Below are 15,372 nucleotides of genomic sequence, written 5' to 3'. Positions count from 1 at the left end.
AGAGGGGGCCTGTGCATACCGTTGGGCACAGACCTGTAGCCGTCACGTTCGAAGGGGCCCGGTCAGGTACGCGGGACCCGGCGGCCGTATCCGCACCCTGCCGCTCCTGCCGCTCCTGCCGCTCCTGCCGCGGCTCCATCGGCCCGTGAGCCCGACCGGGCTTCCGGATCTCCAAGCCCATCGCGCCCCCTGCGCAGGGGTGTTGCGACGAACGCCGAAATCAGAGCTGCCCGGCAGGGCTCGTCGTGAGCGCCACGGGGACAGCCCTGCGCGACCTGTTCGTCACCCGCTTTACTCTGCCGCACTGTCCTGCGGCTAGTTTGGGTGCAGGACAGGTACGCGGGCCCGTGGTGGCAGAGGTGCACGGGGGACGGGAGGTCGGGAAGGGTGTCGCTGCGCGGAGGAGATCCAGCCGAGATCGGCGGTTATCCACTTGAGGCGCGGCTCGGCTCGGGTGGCATGGGAACGGTCTTTCTGGCCCGTACGAGTTCGGGGCGACCCGTCGCGATCAAGCTCATCCACCAGCAGTACGCGGGGGACGACGAGTTCCGCATCCGCTTCCGGCAGGAGGTGGCGGCCGCGAGGCGGGTGAGTGGAGCGTTCACCGCCGCCGTGGTCGACGCCGCGCCCGAGGCCGAGCAGCCGTGGATGGCGACGACCTACATCGAGGGGCACACGCTCGCCCAGCGCATCGCCGCGGAGGGTCCGCTGGACGGAGCGGAGCTGAGGAGGCTTGCCATCGGGCTGGCGGAGGCACTGCGCGACATCCACCGGGTGGGTGTCGTCCACCGTGACCTGAAGCCCTCGAACGTCGTGCTCTCGCCCGAGGGCCCGCGCGTCATCGACTTCGGCATTTCCCGCGCCGTCGACCAGCAGACACTGACGATGACCGGGCGGGTCATCGGTACGCCGCCCTTCATGTCGCCGGAGCAGCTGCAGGCGCCGCGGGGGGTGGGGCCGCGGTCCGACGTCTTCTCGCTGGGGACGCTGCTGGTGTACGCGGCGACGGGACACGGGCCCTTCGACGCGGACAGTCCGTATTTGACGGCCTATCAGGTGGTACACGAGGAGCCGTCGCTGGGTGCCGTACCGGCGGCCCTGCGTGCGGTCATCGAGCCGTGCCTGGACAAGGAGCCCGACGGGCGCCCCTCGGCGGACGAACTCCTCGTGCTGTTGCGGGATCTGCCGACCGACCTCGGCGGGACCGGGGCGAACGGGGTCGGCGTGGCCCGCACCCGCGACATGGTCACCCAGCATCACGCGACGCGGGCCACGCCGGTGCCGCATGCCCCGATCACCGCCGAGGCCGGTCCCGGTCCCGGTCCCGGTCCCGGGAGCAACGGCACCCCCATCGGCCGCCGTCTGCGTCGCCGGTGGCGTCCTGTGCTGGCGGCCGCCGTTGCCGTGGCAGCGATCGGCGGGGGAGTCGCCGTGCTGAAGGCGGGCGGCTCCGGGGGGAACAACGGTGGCGACAAGGACAACAGCGTCGCGGTGCCGGGTGCCGCACTTCCGGACGGCTTCGAACCGTGGCGCCGGACCGTGCAAGGTGGCAGCGAAGACATCCCCGACGAGCTGCGTTGCGTCGCGCGCGGCGACGCACTGTTCTGCGGGGGCGGCGGTGTCGTCGCCACCCGTATCAGGGCCCTGGACGGTTCGCGGGTGTGGACGGCGAAGAGCCCCGGCGTCCCCGTCCAGGGCCTGCACCTGGTGGGCGCCACCGACGACGCGGTGCTCGGTTACCGCTTTGCCGCCCAGGACGCCCCGCAGGACCCTCCCAGCGAGGTGGTTGCCATCGACGCCGACAACGGCCGGGAACTGTGGTACCGTCCGGCGCCCAGTCGACGGCCGTCACGGGTCGGACTCAGGACGCCGTGGTGATCGGCTCGGCCGTCGTGACGGTCGATGCTTCCAACTCCCGATTCGAGGCGCGGGACGCGCACAGCGGTGAGGTCACCTGGACGACGTCGTTCCCCGCGGGTACGCAGTGTTCTCCCGTCCCGGTGGGCCCACAGCTCCTCGCGATGTGCGCCACGGACGCGGAGGTGGATGCCTCAGAGGTGCGTCACCCGACCCTGTCCACGGTCGACCGCGCGTCGGGGACCCTGGGCAGGCCCATCGCGATCGACGGCCCCGCCGTGCCGGTGGGCGCCGCCGACGGCAGGCTCGTACTCCTTCAGGAGCACCTGGAGGGAACGGCCCTGACCGGCTACGACGGGGTGGCGCAGGTCGACCCGGCCTCCCGGAAGGTCACCTATTCCCGACTGGCCGAGACGTACGCGGGGACGCCCGGCATGGCGGACGGCACCGTGTACGTGAGCGGGCAGACCGGTCTCTTCACGGCGCTCGACCCCGCGACCGGCCGGACGAAGTGGTCGCGGCAGACGGGCGTGGAGGGCGCGTCGGGTCCCGTGGCGGGAGCCGGCGCGCTGTATTTCAGCTCGGCCACCGGCCGGGTGGTCGCGCTGTCCCCGCACGACGGCAGAGCCCTGTGGACGACAGATCCGCAGGCCGATGGCCTGACGGGCGAGCAGGGCGCGAGCCCACGCGTGACCGTTGCGGGACGTGTGGTGATCGTGGCCGCGGCCAAGAACACTCTCTTCGTCTTCGACGCGCAGAAGCCGCCGAAGCCCAGCTGACCCGGGCGGCACCGGACGTCGGCCAGTTCGCTTGCCGGGCCCAGGCCTCTGAGGCCCACCCGGTCGGTCCGCTGCGCCATGTGGAAGTTGCGCACCCGCGGCCACCGGCCGCAGGTGCGTCGGCCGGACCACGATGGGCGCCGTTCAGGCGACCGGCTCGCCGATGCCCAGCAGGTTTCCCTCGCTGTCGCGGAACCAGGCGGCGCGTTCTCCCCGTGCGCCCTTGCTCGGGTAGTTCCCGTCGATATCGGCGATCCCCTCCTTGGTCCGGAGACCGGGCACGTCGACGTCTTCGAACCTCACACCGCGTTGCTTGAGTTCCGCCACGATCGTCTCCACGTCGTCGACCTGCCACCCCATCTGGGTGAACGTGCCCGGTGCGGATCCCGTCGACTCGAACAGCGCGAACTCCGTGTCTCCGCACCGGTACAACAGCCCACCGGGCCGTTCGTCCACGGGCTCCAGACCGAGCTGCTCGGCGTAGAAACGCCGGGCCCGGTCCAGGTCCTGGGCCGGCAGCCGGGTCGCCACGCGCCCCCGGGCCAGAATGTTCCTGTGGTCCGCGGTCATGCCTCCACTGTGCCTCGCACCGCAGTCAGCCGCACGCGTGAGCCCCAGCGCGTCGAGCCCGCGTAGCGGCCCACGGAAGAAGGGGCGGCAGCCCGTTCGCCCTCCGGCCACTGAGCCCGTCGTTCATTCACCCTGGGCGCAGAGGATGCCCGCTCCGCGGGCGCCCTCGATCCCGATGACCCCGCACGGGGTAGGCAACGCGAGCGCTCGGCGACCTCGCCACGCCTCCCTCGTATGGCCCTGAGAGCACCGGTCAACTGCTTGATCGTCCCTGGGCGGGGTAGCGAGATGGCATGGCCACTGACAACACATCCACTGCTGCGAGCGGATACGTGCAGCCCGAGGTCGACGTCCGGGCCCTGACCGACGTGCTCGACGGCGAGTACGCCGAGATCCGCGACCTGGTCCGAACGAACCTGGTGACGCATGCCTCCATTCTCGAGGAGGCCGACGAGCTCGGCGTCGACGCGTTCCGTGAGCGGGTGCGTGAGCTCGTGGTCGACATGGCAGCGACGGGCCAGACCGGTATGGGTTTCCCGGGCACGTACGGCGGGGGTGGCGACATCGGAGCCTCGATCGCCGCTTTCGAGACCCTTGCCTTCGGCGACCTGTCGGTGCTGGTGAAGGTCGGCGTGCAGTTCGGGCTGTTCGGCGGGGCGATCCTGCACCTGGGCACCGAACGCCACCACGAAGCCCACCTGCCGGACCTGATCACCGGGCGGCTGATGGGCTGCTTCGCGATGACCGAGACCGGGCACGGCTCCAATGTCCAGGCGCTCGGGACCCGCGCGAGGTACGACGCCGCCCGCCAGGAGTTCGTCATCACCACGGACGGCGACCAGGCGCGCAAGGACTACATCGGCAACGCGGCCCGCCACGCGGAGCTGGCGGTCGTCTTCGCCCAGCTGGAGGTGGGCGGAAAGTCCGAGGGTGTGCACGCGTTCGTCGTGCCGGTCCGGGTGGGCGGCGAGGTGGCGCCCGGTGTCCGGATCGAGGACGACGGCCGGAAGATGGGCCTCAATGGCGTCGACAACGGCCGCATCTGGTTCGACGGCGTGCGGGTGCCGCGCGAGGCACTGCTCAACCGGTTCGCCGACGTCACCGCCGAGGGCGTCTACGAGAGCTCGATCGAGAACCCCGACCGGCGCTTCTTCACCATGCTCGGCACACTGGTGCACGGCCGGGTCAGCGTCGGTGGCGCCGGGGTCAACGCGGCCAAGGTCGCCCTCGCGATCGCCACGAAGTACGCCGTGCGGCGTCGGCAGTTCGAAGCGTCCCCGGACGCGGAGGAGCAACTGCTCCTCGACTACGGTCTGCACCAGCGTCGTCTGCTGCCACTCATCGCGCGCACGTACGCGTTGCACTTCGCGCAGGACGTCGTGCGCACACAACTGCACGACGTCTTCTCCGGCATCAAGGACGACGCGCACGCGCGGCGCCGGCTGGAGGCACGGGCGGCAGGCACCAAGGCACTCGGTACCTGGCACGCCACCCGGGTCATCCAGGAGTGCCGCGAGGCGTGCGGCGGCGCCGGCTACCTCACCGTGAACCGGTTCGCCGCCCTCAAGGGCGACAGCGACATCTTCACCACCTTCGAGGGCGACAACCACGTCCTGCTGCAGCTCGTGGCCAAGGGTCTGCTCACCCATTACGCGAGCGAGTTCGAGGACCTCGACCAGCTCGGCATGGTCCGCTACGTCACCAGCCTCGCCGTCGAGACGGTCATCGAGAAGACTTCGGCACACAAACTGCTCGAGCGGGTACGCGATCTGCTGCCCGGCGGCGACGAGTGGGACCAGGAAGCCGGACTGCTCGACTCGGAATACCAGCTCGCCATGCTCCGCTACCGCGAGGAGCACATGCTCGCCGGCGTCGCCCGCCGGCTCAAGCGCGGGATCGATCAGAAGCGCAACCCCGGGGCCGTCTTCTCGCAGGTCCAGGACCACGTCATCGCGGTCGCCCACGCACATGTCGAGCGGCTGGTGCTGGAGGCGTTCGTCGACAAGGTGCGTGCGCTGCCGAAGGGCGGCAACAAGGTCGCGCTGGGCCTGCTGTGCGATCTGTTCGCCCTGTCGACGATCGAGGCGGACCGGGCCTGGTTCATGGAGCACGGCCGCCTGACCGTCCAGCGTTCCAAGGCGATCAGCCGTGAGGTGAACGACCTCTGCCGCAAGGTCCGGCCCCTCGCGGTCGACTTCGTCGATGCCTGGGGCATCCCTGCGGAGATGCTGCGCGCACCGGATCTGGTGGGCTGAATCGGCGACCGAGGTCTGCTCGTCCACGACAGAGACGGTGCGGACCGCCCCCTGTCCCACATCCGGAGCGCGAGCTGCAGGCCGAGCCGCATCGGGCATGGGGCACGGAGAGGGCCCGCTCCACCGGGGCGGGCCCTTCCGGTCATCAGGCGGTCAGATGCGGTCGGCTGCGATGAGGAGGTACTGGAAGGATCCGTCCCTGTAGGAGTTGATGAACGCGTCCTCGATTCCCGTGACCAGCGAAGACGTGGCCCGCAGCTCCCAGTAGGGCAGGGTGTCGGGAGTGAGGTCGATGACGGTCTGTGGCACGAGGCGGTTGTCGGCCATGGCGCGCAGGTACTCACGGCGCGAGTGGATGTTGCACTCGAAGTGCGCGTTGATCTGCGAGACCCACTTCGATGGCTGCCCGTACCGCGGGTTCCAGCAGCCGGTGATGGTCACGTAGCGACCGCCGACCTCGAGGATGCGGGAGTGTTCGGCGAAGAGGTCGTGCAGGTCGACGTACATGCTCGACTCGTTGTTCCACGAGGCCGCGGCCGACCCGGTCTCGAACGGCGTGGAGAGCATGTTGCAGACGCGGGCGCGGACGTGGTCCTGGACGCCGAGTTCGCGGGCACGGCGGTTGGCGAAGTCCGCCTGTTTGGTCGACAGCGTGACACCTTCGACCTTGCATCCGAAGCGCTGGTGCGCCATCACCATCGAGCCGCCGCGGCCACAGCCGGCGTCCACCAGGGTGTCGTCACCGCCGATGTCACCGAGATGCCCGAGAAGGAATTCCGCCTGGGCCGACTCCAGTCGGTGGAGCTCGGCGATGAGCTTCTTCTCGCTCTCGCTGTCCGCGGAGTCACCGAGTGCGGCGCGGTCCACGTCACCGATGCCGTAGTGGTGGTGGTAGAGGCCGTCGACATCGCCGAGGCGCAGGTTGACGGGCCTGGCCTCCCCGTCCCAGTAGCGGGCGATGTCCCCCTGGTAGGGCGTCGACGGGCGGGGGATGTGGAGCGAAGTGGGGGAGGTGGTGGTGAGTTCGGTGTGGGTCACAGACGAGTCCATTCTCTTACCAGAAATCGGGCAGGCTGTAGCGATAGGTGTTGGACCGGTGCCAGTAGTGGTTGCCGTCGACCCAGGCGGCCACGCCGCGGAGGAAGCGCTGCACGTCGGGGGCGGGGCAGGCTTCTGCCAGTGCGGAGGCCTCTCGTTCGAAGCCGTGCATGAGGTCGTTGTGGACCTCGACCGACTTCAGATAGGCGTCCCGTTCGGAGAGGCCCTCACGTTCGGCGATCACGACGGGCAGGTTCAGGTGCCGGCCCGGAGTGTCGAGTTCCTTGGTGTACGAGTACAGGTCGTTCACGATGGTCGTCGCGTTCCCCGCGAGAGCGATGACCTTCTGCATGGCGGCCTGGGCGTGCAGGTCCGCCGGCAGTTCGTAGCCGCCGACGGTGTCGGTGATGGTCGGGCAGGGCCGGAAGTTGTTGAACTGGCGCATCGCCAGGTACTCCCACACCTCCGGTACGTGGTCCAGCTGTGCCCAGGCCGCTTCGGCCAGGTACCCCATGTGCAGCCGGGCCATGTCGTGCCGTAACCGGTCCGCCTGGGAGGGGCTGGCCGCTCGGACGAAGTACTCCATGGCGGATCGGTAGGCACGCCGGGGTGCGTCCGCGTGGAGGGATTTCGCCCACTGCGGCTGGTACTCCTCCGTCGTGTGCAGGGGGTCGAGGGCGGTGTGCGCCAGCAGAAGACGTTCGCCCAGGCCGAGGGGCGAGCCCCCGTGGTCCTCGCAGTAGCAGTCGTCCACGGCGTTCTCGGCCACCATCAGGCGTGTGGCGAGCATCAGGTGGTCGACGGTGGGCGCGTCCGGGTGGCAGCCGACCATGTAGCGGCCGACGGAGAAGCCGTCGAACTCCTCCTCCCAGTCCTCGGGATACAGGCTGACCTCGTCCAACGCCCAGGACTTGATCCTTCGGCCGACTTCCTCGACCCGCACCGGGTCGGGCTCGGGCACCGGGTGGTAGTAGAGGCCAGGGACCGGTGTGCCCTCCGCCGTGTCCGCCGGAGGGTCCGATGGTGTCGGCGGCCTCTCCCGCAGGATCAGGCGCAGGCCCGCAGTCCCCAGACCGCTGGGGCCGCGAAGAATCCGGTCCAGGTCGGCGCCCGGTGCGGGCACCTCGGCCGCCGGGGCGACGAGGGGAGGCGGGGCGGGCGAGGGAACCGCAGGCGGGGCGGGCGAGGTAGGCCCGCGGGGCGGGCCGCCGGTGGCGGTGTTGATATCGCAGGCACGTGCTGCGGCGGAGGCGAGTACGTGTGCCCCGAAACGGGAGGCGGCCTCCTGCAGGGGGGACTGTGGTGGTGGCAGCTCAGGCTCGGACATCCATGGCTCCTTGGTGGGGGTGGGCGGCTGTCCCGAAGCCCTCCCGGGCATGCGCGACCGCCCCGGGAGGGGTTGGGGGTGTCGCACCGGTCGGGGGTGTCGCACCAGGCCTTCGGGCGGGGCCTGCTACCTGGGCCAGTGGGCGATCTGCACGTTCTCCAGCACGCCGACCGCGTCCGGCACGAGGATGGCGGCGGAGTAGTACGTACTGACGAGGTAGGACGTGATCGCCTTCTCGTCGAGGCCCATGAAGCGGACCGACAGACCCGGTTCGTACTCGTCCGGGAGCCCGGTCTGGTGCAGCCCGATGACGCCCTGGTTCTCCTCACCGGTACGCATGGCGAGGATCGAGCTGGTCTTCTCCTCGGTGACGGGGATCTTGTTGCAGGGGAGGATCGGGACCCCGCGCCAGGCAGGGACCTGCTGGCCCCCGAGGTCCACATGGTCCGGATAGACCCCACGCGCGTTGAATCCGCGCCCGATCGCCGCGATCGTCCGAGGGTGCGCGAGGAAGAACTTGGTGCCTCGGCGCCGGCACAGCAGTTCGTCCATGTCGTCCGGGGTCGGGGGGCCGGAGTGCGTCTGGATGCGCTGCTTGAAGTCGGCGTTGTGGAGCAGGCCGAACTCCCTGTTGTTGATCAGTTCGTGCTCCTGGCGCTCGCGCAACGCCTCGATAGTGAGCCTGAGTTGCTCCTTGGTCTGGTTCATCGGCCCGTTGTAGAGGTCGGCGACCCTCGTGTGGATCCGCAGGATGGTCTGGGCGACCGAGAGTTCGTACTCGCGCGGTTTCAGTTCGTAGTCGACGAACGCGCCGGGCAGTTCGGATTCGCCGCTGTGGCCGGCCGACATCGCGATCTCCGCCTCACCGCGATGGTTCTGCCGTTGGCGGGACAGCGATGAGAACTCTTCGAGGTGGGCTCGGAGGCTCGGCGCCGCGGACAGCACGGCGGTGAGATCGGCGCGTGACAGGGTGAGCAGCGTGCCCGAGGTCTCGGCGGTGGCGGTCTGCTCCCACCGGGCGTCCTCGTCCAGCAGGGCGTGCTCTCCGAAGCGGTCGCCGTCGGCGAGTACGTCCAGAGCGGCCTCGTCGCCGTACTTGCCGGCGGAGGTCCGGCTGATGCGGCCGTGGGCGATCAGGTGGAGCTGGTCCGCGGGCGTCCCGCGCTCGACCAGCGTTTCGCCGGTGCGGAAGTCGCGTTGAACGCACCGGTCGGCGATGGCGGTCAGTACGTCGACGTCGTCGAAGCCGCGCAGCAGGGCCAGTTCACCGAGCTCACGGGGAATCACCCGGACGTCGGCGCCGTCCTGGACGAACTCCACGCTCCCGTCGCCCACGGTGTACGTCAGCCGGCGGTTCACCCGGTAGGCCCCGCCCTGGGTTTCCACCCAAGGGAGCATGCGCAGGAGCCAGCGAGAGGTGATCTCCTGCATCTGCGGGGCGGACTTGGTCGTGGTGGCGAGGTTGCGGGCAGCCGCCGTGCTCAGGCTGGACTGCCGGGGCAACTCCACTTGAGCTTCCGTGGTCGAGTCAATGGTCATCGGGCAAGGTCTCCTTGGTCAGGGCGGTGGCGCGCGTAAGCGGACACCACCGGGCAACAGGAGGGAAAAGCGGTATATGAACGGGAACCCGTCCAGACCCAGAGGAACCCTAACGGCCGCTTCGCCCCCTGGACCAAGGGAAGTTGCCGACATTCGCTCGATACGTTGATCGCGTCCGCACGATGTTTGTCCGGGTACCGGCTGTATTCAGCCGCAGCTGACGGCGCGTCCCGGCGATCGGCCGGTTCGGTCGCAGCGGTGTGGGACCGACAGGTCGAGGGTCGGCAGAGTTGATGGAGGCCAAGGGGGCTGCGGGCCGTCGGGCCTCACTCGTGCGGACGGCCCGCTGATGCCACCGTCCGCATGAGTCACGACCGGCCTCACGGCACGAGGTCGGAAACGCGACAGGACCCGGTTTCGGCAAGGGAACGGCTGGGGGCACGCACCGACGAGGCGCCTTCGCGGTCTTGAGGCGAAAGAGGGTGGCGGCGTCGGTCATGCTCGCCGGGACGGCGCGCCGCCGCGCGCTCACGCGCCGCGCGCTCACACACCGCGCGCAACGGTGCGGCGACGGTGATCGGATGTCCCTGTGCAGCGCGGCGCGGGGCGGGCTGTGCGCCAGGCGCGGCGACCGGACAGGGGGAGGCTGCGTGGGTCCCCGACGCGGGACCGTGCAGGCTCCGAGGCGGCGGGACCTGCCGGGGCAGGGGACGTCGGGGGGCATCGACCCAGGGACGTCGGGGGGTCACCGACGCGGCCCGTGCAGCCGTCGGCGGGCCCAGGTCACAGGCCGATCGGTGCCGGACCGGGAAGCGACCTCATCGCGCGGATGACGGCCCGCCGTGTCCCGAAGGTGCGGGTGCGGGCGTGTTCAGGCCAGCATGCCGGCGCGGAGCTTGCCGAGGGTACGTGTGAGGAGGCGGGAGACGTGCATCTGGGAGACGTCGAGTTCGGCGCCTATCTGTGACTGCGTCATCTCCTGGCCGAAGCGCATCTCGATGATGCGGCGCTCGCGGTCGTCGAGCTCCTCCAGGAGCGGGGCCAGGGCGTGCAGGTTTTCCACAATTTCCATCGCGGAGTCCGGCTCGCCCAGGATGTCGGCGAACGTGCGGGACGCCGAGCCCGGTGTTTCCCCGGAGTCGGTCGGCAGGTCCAGGGAGCCCGCGGTGTAGCCGTTCGACGCGATGATGCCCTCGATGACCTCGTCCTCGGTGAGGTCCATGTGGACGGCCAGTTCCTTCGCCGTCGGGTCACGGTCCAGGCGGGTGGCGAGTTCGTCCTTCGCCTTGGCCAGATCCACGCGGAGTTCCTGCAGCCGTCGGGGGACGTGGACGGCCCAGGTGGTGTCGCGGAAGAAGCGCTTGATCTCGCCGATGATGTAGGGGACGGCGAAGGTGGTGAACTCGACCTCACGGGAGAGCTCGAACCGGTCGATGGCCTTGATGAGCCCGATGGTTCCGACCTGGGTGATGTCCTCCATCTCACCGCTTCCCCGGTTGCGGAAGCGGCGCGCGGCGAACCTCACCAGGGAGATGTTCATCTCGATGAGGGTGTTGCGCGCGTACTGGTACTCGCGTGTGCCCTCCTCCAGCACCTGCAGCTGCTCGAAGAACAGCGTCGAGAGAGCGCGCGCGTCCTTCGGGGCCACCTTGCCCGCGTCCTCGATCCAGGGCAGCTCACCGACGCGCTCGGGCGAAACCTCCGACGCCGACGTCCCGTCAGCCGACATGGTCTCGACAGTCTGTTCAGTAATCACTTCTTGTCACCCTCCCTGGAACGAGCGCGCTTCCTGACGAGCCCTTGCCCCGCCTCGGGAGGCCCATGCGCCGTGACGCGATTTTTCTTGCTGTGAGGAAACAGTTGTCTCTGGACATCGTAAGATGAGCAGCGCCGACCACCGGTGCGACCTCTTCGGCGCGCGCCGCGCTGGATCGGGTACAGGCCCCGTACGCTGGAGGCCGACGGCCGGGGCCCACGGACGGTCCGGGGCTTCGGCGCAGCACGACGAGAAACAGGATCACGTGGACAGATTCGCTGCCGTCGAGGGAGAGTTGCGCAAGGCCGCACCTCATCGGCTCCTCGACGTCGTCACGACGGCCCTGCGGGAGCAGTACGACGTACAGAGCGTGGAGTTGCGGCTCGCCGACTACGGCGTGACCACGCTCCAGGTGGTGTCCGAGACGCCTCTCGCCGAGCCCGTGCCCATACACGACAGCCCGCAGGGGCGGGCTTTCGGCGCCCAGGAAGCCTATGTGGAACCCCGGACCACGCCGGGTCCGGCGACCGCGCACCTGCCGGTGACCGTCCGGGGCGACCGGCTCGGTGTCCTCAGCGTCACGGCGCGGGAGGGCGGCTGGTCCCGGGCGGACCTCGCGGAGATGCAGCAGATCTGTGAAGCGCTCGGCCACGAGATCCTGGTCGCCGAACGGGACACCGACCTCTATCTCCTCGCCCGCCGCGCCACACGGCTGACCCTGGCGGCGGAGATGCAGTGGCAGTTGCTGCCGGGCCGCTCCGTGTCACGCCCCGAATTCTCGCTGGGCGCACACCTGGAGCCCGCGTACGCGATCTTCGGCGACAATTTCGACTGGTCGGTGTCGGCCCACCACCTCACGCTCACCGTCACCAACGGTATGGGCAAGGGGATGGAGGCGGCCCTGCTGACCAATCTCGTCGTGAACGCGCTGCGAAACGCCCGGCGCGCCGGCCTCGACCTTTCCGGCCAGGCCAGCCTTGCCGACCAGGCCGTATACGCCCAGCACCGTGGCGCCCTGTACGCATCGGTCCTGCTGCTTCGCTTCGATCTGGCCACGGGCGAGGTGGAAGCCGTGGACGCGGGCTCCCCCCGCATGTGGCGGCTGAGGGGACGCGGCGTCGAATCCTTCGACTTCGACGCGCAGCTCCCCCTGGGCATGTTCGAAGAGACGGAGTACGTCGCGGAGCGCCTTCGCGTGGAGCCGGGCGACCGGCTGCTGATCGGTAGTGACGGGGTCTACGACAGCGCGTCGGCGGCGGGGGAGCACTACGGGGAGCGTGCTCTCGCACGGTCGCTGTCCGCGCACCGCTTCCTGCCCTCCGAGCAGGTGCCTCTCGCGGTTCTCCGCGACCTGCGGGAATACCGGGGTGCTGCGCCGCTGGAGGACGATGCCCTGGTGGTCTGCCTGGACTGGTTCGGGCGGCAATCCTCCACCGGTGACACATCCGTGTGACCGGGCCGATCAGACGGCGCTGCGGTCGGCCGGTCTCTATCCGGTCGACCGCAAGGGTCTCGCCCCGTCGCTGTCCTGCCCCGAGGACGCAGCCGCGCTGCGGAAGGCCCTGAGCCCTTCGAGGAGCGCATGCCGCGCCTTGGCCGGCATCGCGTCGATCGTGGACATCAGTACCTCCTCCCTGCGCATGCGCAGGTCGACGAGATACGCCTTGCCGAGGCTGGTCAGCCGGAGCTCCAGCTCCCGGCGGCTCACCGGGCTGGGGGTACGCTCCACGAATCCCGTGGCCTGCAAGCGGTCGCACAACCTGCTGACCGAGGGGGAGGCAGATCCCAGGGCATCGGCGAGCATCCGCAGATTGATGCCCTCCTCCCGGTCCAGCGTGTACAGCACGCGGAGCTGGGAAGGGGAGACCGGGCCCATCGGTACGGCTTCGCGTCCGTGCTCCCAGAGAACTTCGAGGAGTTCGACGAACTCGGAACCCTCACGGGCCACATCCCGCCACCGACGGTCGGGTTCGGGGCTCAGGCCCATATTGATGACACTCCGATCCGGCATCGCCTCACTCGCCCGTCTGGCCACCGGACCGAGCAATCGAGACCGGGCATCCGCTGCGTGGTCCGGAAAGCCAGGACTGAGGTTCCGGGACACACATGCACGGCCCCAAATATCCTACCCCCGTCCGCCACAGGTTCCCGGGGCCGCGACGGAGGCTCGATGAGTTTCCGTACGACAACAGTTGTCATGGGGTACGGTTCGGCAGTCGACATCTGATGCGTGATCTTCCAGCGGGCCACGCCGCTCCCGCCGTGACGGCGACCCGCTCCCGGCCTGGAGTACTGACACCCATGACGCACAGCCAGACCCTCATCCTCACCGTCAGATATCCGGCGGATTCGATCGCCGTCCTCACGGTTGCCGGAGAGATCGATGTGGACAGTGCGCCGGCCCTGCGGACCCGGGCCATGGAGCTGATCAGGCAGGGCAGGCCACACCTGGTCCTGGACATGGCGCCCCTGGAGTTCTGCGATTCCTCCGGCCTCAACGCGATGATCGCCATCCTCCGGTACGCGAAGGACAGGTACGGGTCCCTGTCGTTGGCCGCCGCGCCGCCACACCTCACGAGGCTGCTCGACATGACGGGGGTCGGCGACCTGATACCCGCACGCCCCACCACGGCCGAGGTCCTGGCGCGTATCACGATGCCCGGGGGCACGCCGGAGCAGCAGGAACCCCGCTAGGCGGGCACGACGAAACCCCGCCAGGGACTGCCTGGCGGGATTCGATGTCGTCATTCCGTGAAGATTCGGCGTCGGTCGAATCCCATAGTTCCGCCACATCTCCGCAGCCGATCTTTCGGGCAGGGCGTGAATCGAATCCGTTCAGACCTTCTGCGGAGACGTCGGGGAGTACCGGGTCCCGTCCGGCACGTGCGGCGTGTCACGGCGCGCCAGCAGCCAGTACAGGGCCGCAGGGACCACCAGGCCCACGATCCAGGAGATGTCCGCGCCGCCCAGCGGATCCACCAGCGGGCCCGTGTAGAAGTGCGTCACGAGGAACGGGAGCTGGGCGAGGACACCCACCCCGTAGACCGAGAGGGCGTCCCAACGCCAGGCGCCGTAGCGGCCCTCCGGGTCGAAGAGCGCCGGGATGTCGTACCGCTCCCGTGAGATCAGGTAGTAGTCGACCAGGTTGATCGCCGACCACGGAGTGAAGAACGTCAGCAGGAACAGCAGGAAGTCCTTGAAGGACGTCAGGAAGGTGTCCTTGCCCAGGAGTGCCACCGCCGTCCCCGCCACCATGATCAGCGCGATGTACGCGGTCCTGCCGCGAGGCGACAGCGTCCCCCGGCCCCGGAACCCGCTGATGCTGGTCACCATCGACATGAAGCCGCCGTAGGTGTTGAGCACGTTGACGGTCAGCTTGCCGAGGGCGATCACGAAGTACAGGAACGACGCGATCAGGCCCGTGCCACCCAGGCCGACCACGTATCCGACCTGGTCGGCGAGGAACGCGTCCCCCGCGCTCGCCGCCACGAGCACCCCGAACGTCATCGACCACTGCGAGCCGACGGCCGATCCCGAAAGGGTCCACCAGAACGTCGCCCGCCCCGACGTCGTACGGGGCAGATAGCGCGAGTAGTCCGCGACGTACGGCCCGAAGGCGAGCTGCCAGGATGCCGAGAGCGACACCGCGAGCAGGAACATCGGCAGGTCGAAGTGCGCGTCACCGAGCAGCGCCGACAGGTCCACGCGGTCCAGGAGACGGATGCCCAGGTAGACGAAGGCGAGCGCGCAGACCACGCCGGCCACCCGCCCCAGGGCGTGGATCACCCGGTAGCCGACCGCCGCGGTCACAGCGGTGACGACCGCGAAGACGATGATGCCGGTGGTGTCGGTCGTGTGCGTGAGCTCGGCGGTCGCCTGCCCGGCGAGGACGCTGCCGCTCGCGAAGAAGCCCACGTACATGAGGATGACCAGGAAGAGGGGTACGACCGCGCCGCGCACCCCGAACTGGGCCCGGGACTGGATCATCTGGGGCAGGCCGAGCTTCGGGCCCTGCGCGGAGTGCAGGGCCATGACGGCGCCGCCGAGCAGATTGCCCAGCAGGAGGCCCGCTGCCGACCACACCACGTCGCCGCCGAGGACGACGGCGAGTGCGCCCGTGACGACCGCGGTGATCTGGAGGTTGGCACCGAGCCAAAGGGTGAACTGACTGAACGCGGTCCCGTGCCGCTCGTCGTCCGGGACGACGTCGATGGAGCGCTGCTCCACCAGGTCCTCAACTGCCATGACTCG

Annotated in this window: 10 protein-coding genes and 1 pseudogene; 4 read left to right on the top strand and 7 right to left on the bottom strand. The window is 69.4% G+C overall.

Features of this window, described 5'->3' with window-relative positions:
- The first annotated feature begins 387 nt into the window (after window positions 1-387).
- Window positions 388-2,636 (top strand): annotated as a pseudogene (locus tag ABZS61_RS25360) (serine/threonine-protein kinase).
- 144 nt (window positions 2,637-2,780) lie between these two features.
- Here the strand turns inward: ABZS61_RS25360 and ABZS61_RS25355 are convergent.
- The gene (locus ABZS61_RS25355) at window positions 2,781-3,206 is read right to left on the bottom strand and encodes a VOC family protein (RefSeq protein WP_356425567.1); all 426 of its coding nucleotides are present in this window, start codon (window positions 3,204-3,206) and stop codon (window positions 2,781-2,783) included.
- Window positions 3,207-3,499: 293 nt separating this feature from the next.
- Here ABZS61_RS25355 and ABZS61_RS25350 point away from each other — a divergent pair, with 293 nt between their 5' ends.
- Window positions 3,500-5,461 carry an acyl-CoA dehydrogenase gene (locus tag ABZS61_RS25350; protein ID WP_356425563.1) on the top strand — a complete coding sequence of 654 codons (1,962 nt, stop codon included), beginning with the start codon at window positions 3,500-3,502 and terminating at the stop codon, window positions 5,459-5,461.
- Window positions 5,462-5,614: 153 nt separating this feature from the next.
- On the opposite strand, the gene ABZS61_RS25345 is transcribed toward ABZS61_RS25350, so the two are convergent.
- From ABZS61_RS25345 to ABZS61_RS25330, 4 genes are all read right to left on the bottom strand, one after another.
- Complete coding sequence (locus ABZS61_RS25345) at window positions 5,615-6,499, bottom strand: geranyl diphosphate 2-C-methyltransferase (RefSeq protein ID WP_356425560.1); 885 nt, start codon at window positions 6,497-6,499, stop codon at window positions 5,615-5,617.
- A gap of 16 nt (window positions 6,500-6,515) precedes the next feature.
- Window positions 6,516-7,826: a family 2 encapsulin nanocompartment cargo protein terpene cyclase gene (locus tag ABZS61_RS25340; RefSeq protein WP_356425557.1), complete on the bottom strand. Its 1,311-nt coding sequence runs from the start codon at window positions 7,824-7,826 to the stop codon at window positions 6,516-6,518.
- Between the two features lie 126 nt (window positions 7,827-7,952).
- Complete coding sequence (locus ABZS61_RS25335; protein WP_356425554.1) at window positions 7,953-9,365, bottom strand: family 2B encapsulin nanocompartment shell protein; 1,413 nt, start codon at window positions 9,363-9,365, stop codon at window positions 7,953-7,955.
- An 871-nt stretch (window positions 9,366-10,236) separates the two neighbouring features.
- The gene (locus ABZS61_RS25330; RefSeq protein WP_356425550.1) at window positions 10,237-11,094 is read right to left on the bottom strand and encodes a SigB/SigF/SigG family RNA polymerase sigma factor; all 858 of its coding nucleotides are present in this window, start codon (window positions 11,092-11,094) and stop codon (window positions 10,237-10,239) included.
- Between the two features lie 292 nt (window positions 11,095-11,386).
- On the opposite strand from ABZS61_RS25330, the gene ABZS61_RS25325 reads away from it, so the two are divergent.
- Complete coding sequence (locus ABZS61_RS25325; protein ID WP_356425547.1) at window positions 11,387-12,574, top strand: PP2C family protein-serine/threonine phosphatase; 1,188 nt, start codon at window positions 11,387-11,389, stop codon at window positions 12,572-12,574.
- 36 nt (window positions 12,575-12,610) lie between these two features.
- On the opposite strand, the gene ABZS61_RS25320 is transcribed toward ABZS61_RS25325, so the two are convergent.
- Window positions 12,611-13,108, bottom strand: coding sequence for a MarR family transcriptional regulator (locus tag ABZS61_RS25320; RefSeq protein ID WP_356426022.1), 498 nt, complete (start codon window positions 13,106-13,108; stop codon window positions 12,611-12,613).
- Between the two features lie 314 nt (window positions 13,109-13,422).
- Between ABZS61_RS25320 and ABZS61_RS25315 the strand changes: the two genes are divergently transcribed.
- Window positions 13,423-13,815, top strand: coding sequence for an STAS domain-containing protein (locus tag ABZS61_RS25315; RefSeq protein WP_356425544.1), 393 nt, complete (start codon window positions 13,423-13,425; stop codon window positions 13,813-13,815).
- Between the two features lie 141 nt (window positions 13,816-13,956).
- On the opposite strand, the gene ABZS61_RS25310 is transcribed toward ABZS61_RS25315, so the two are convergent.
- Entirely contained in the window at window positions 13,957-15,366 is a 1,410-nt protein-coding gene (locus ABZS61_RS25310) for a cytosine permease (protein WP_356425541.1), read from the bottom strand.
- Window positions 15,367-15,372: the final 6 nt, after the last annotated feature.

Source organism: Streptomyces sp. NPDC005566 (genome assembly GCF_040605575.1).
GTDB lineage: Bacteria > Actinomycetota > Actinomycetes > Streptomycetales > Streptomycetaceae > Streptomyces.
Note: the sequence above shows the minus strand (reverse complement) of the source record. Positions and strands in the feature narration are given on the sequence as shown.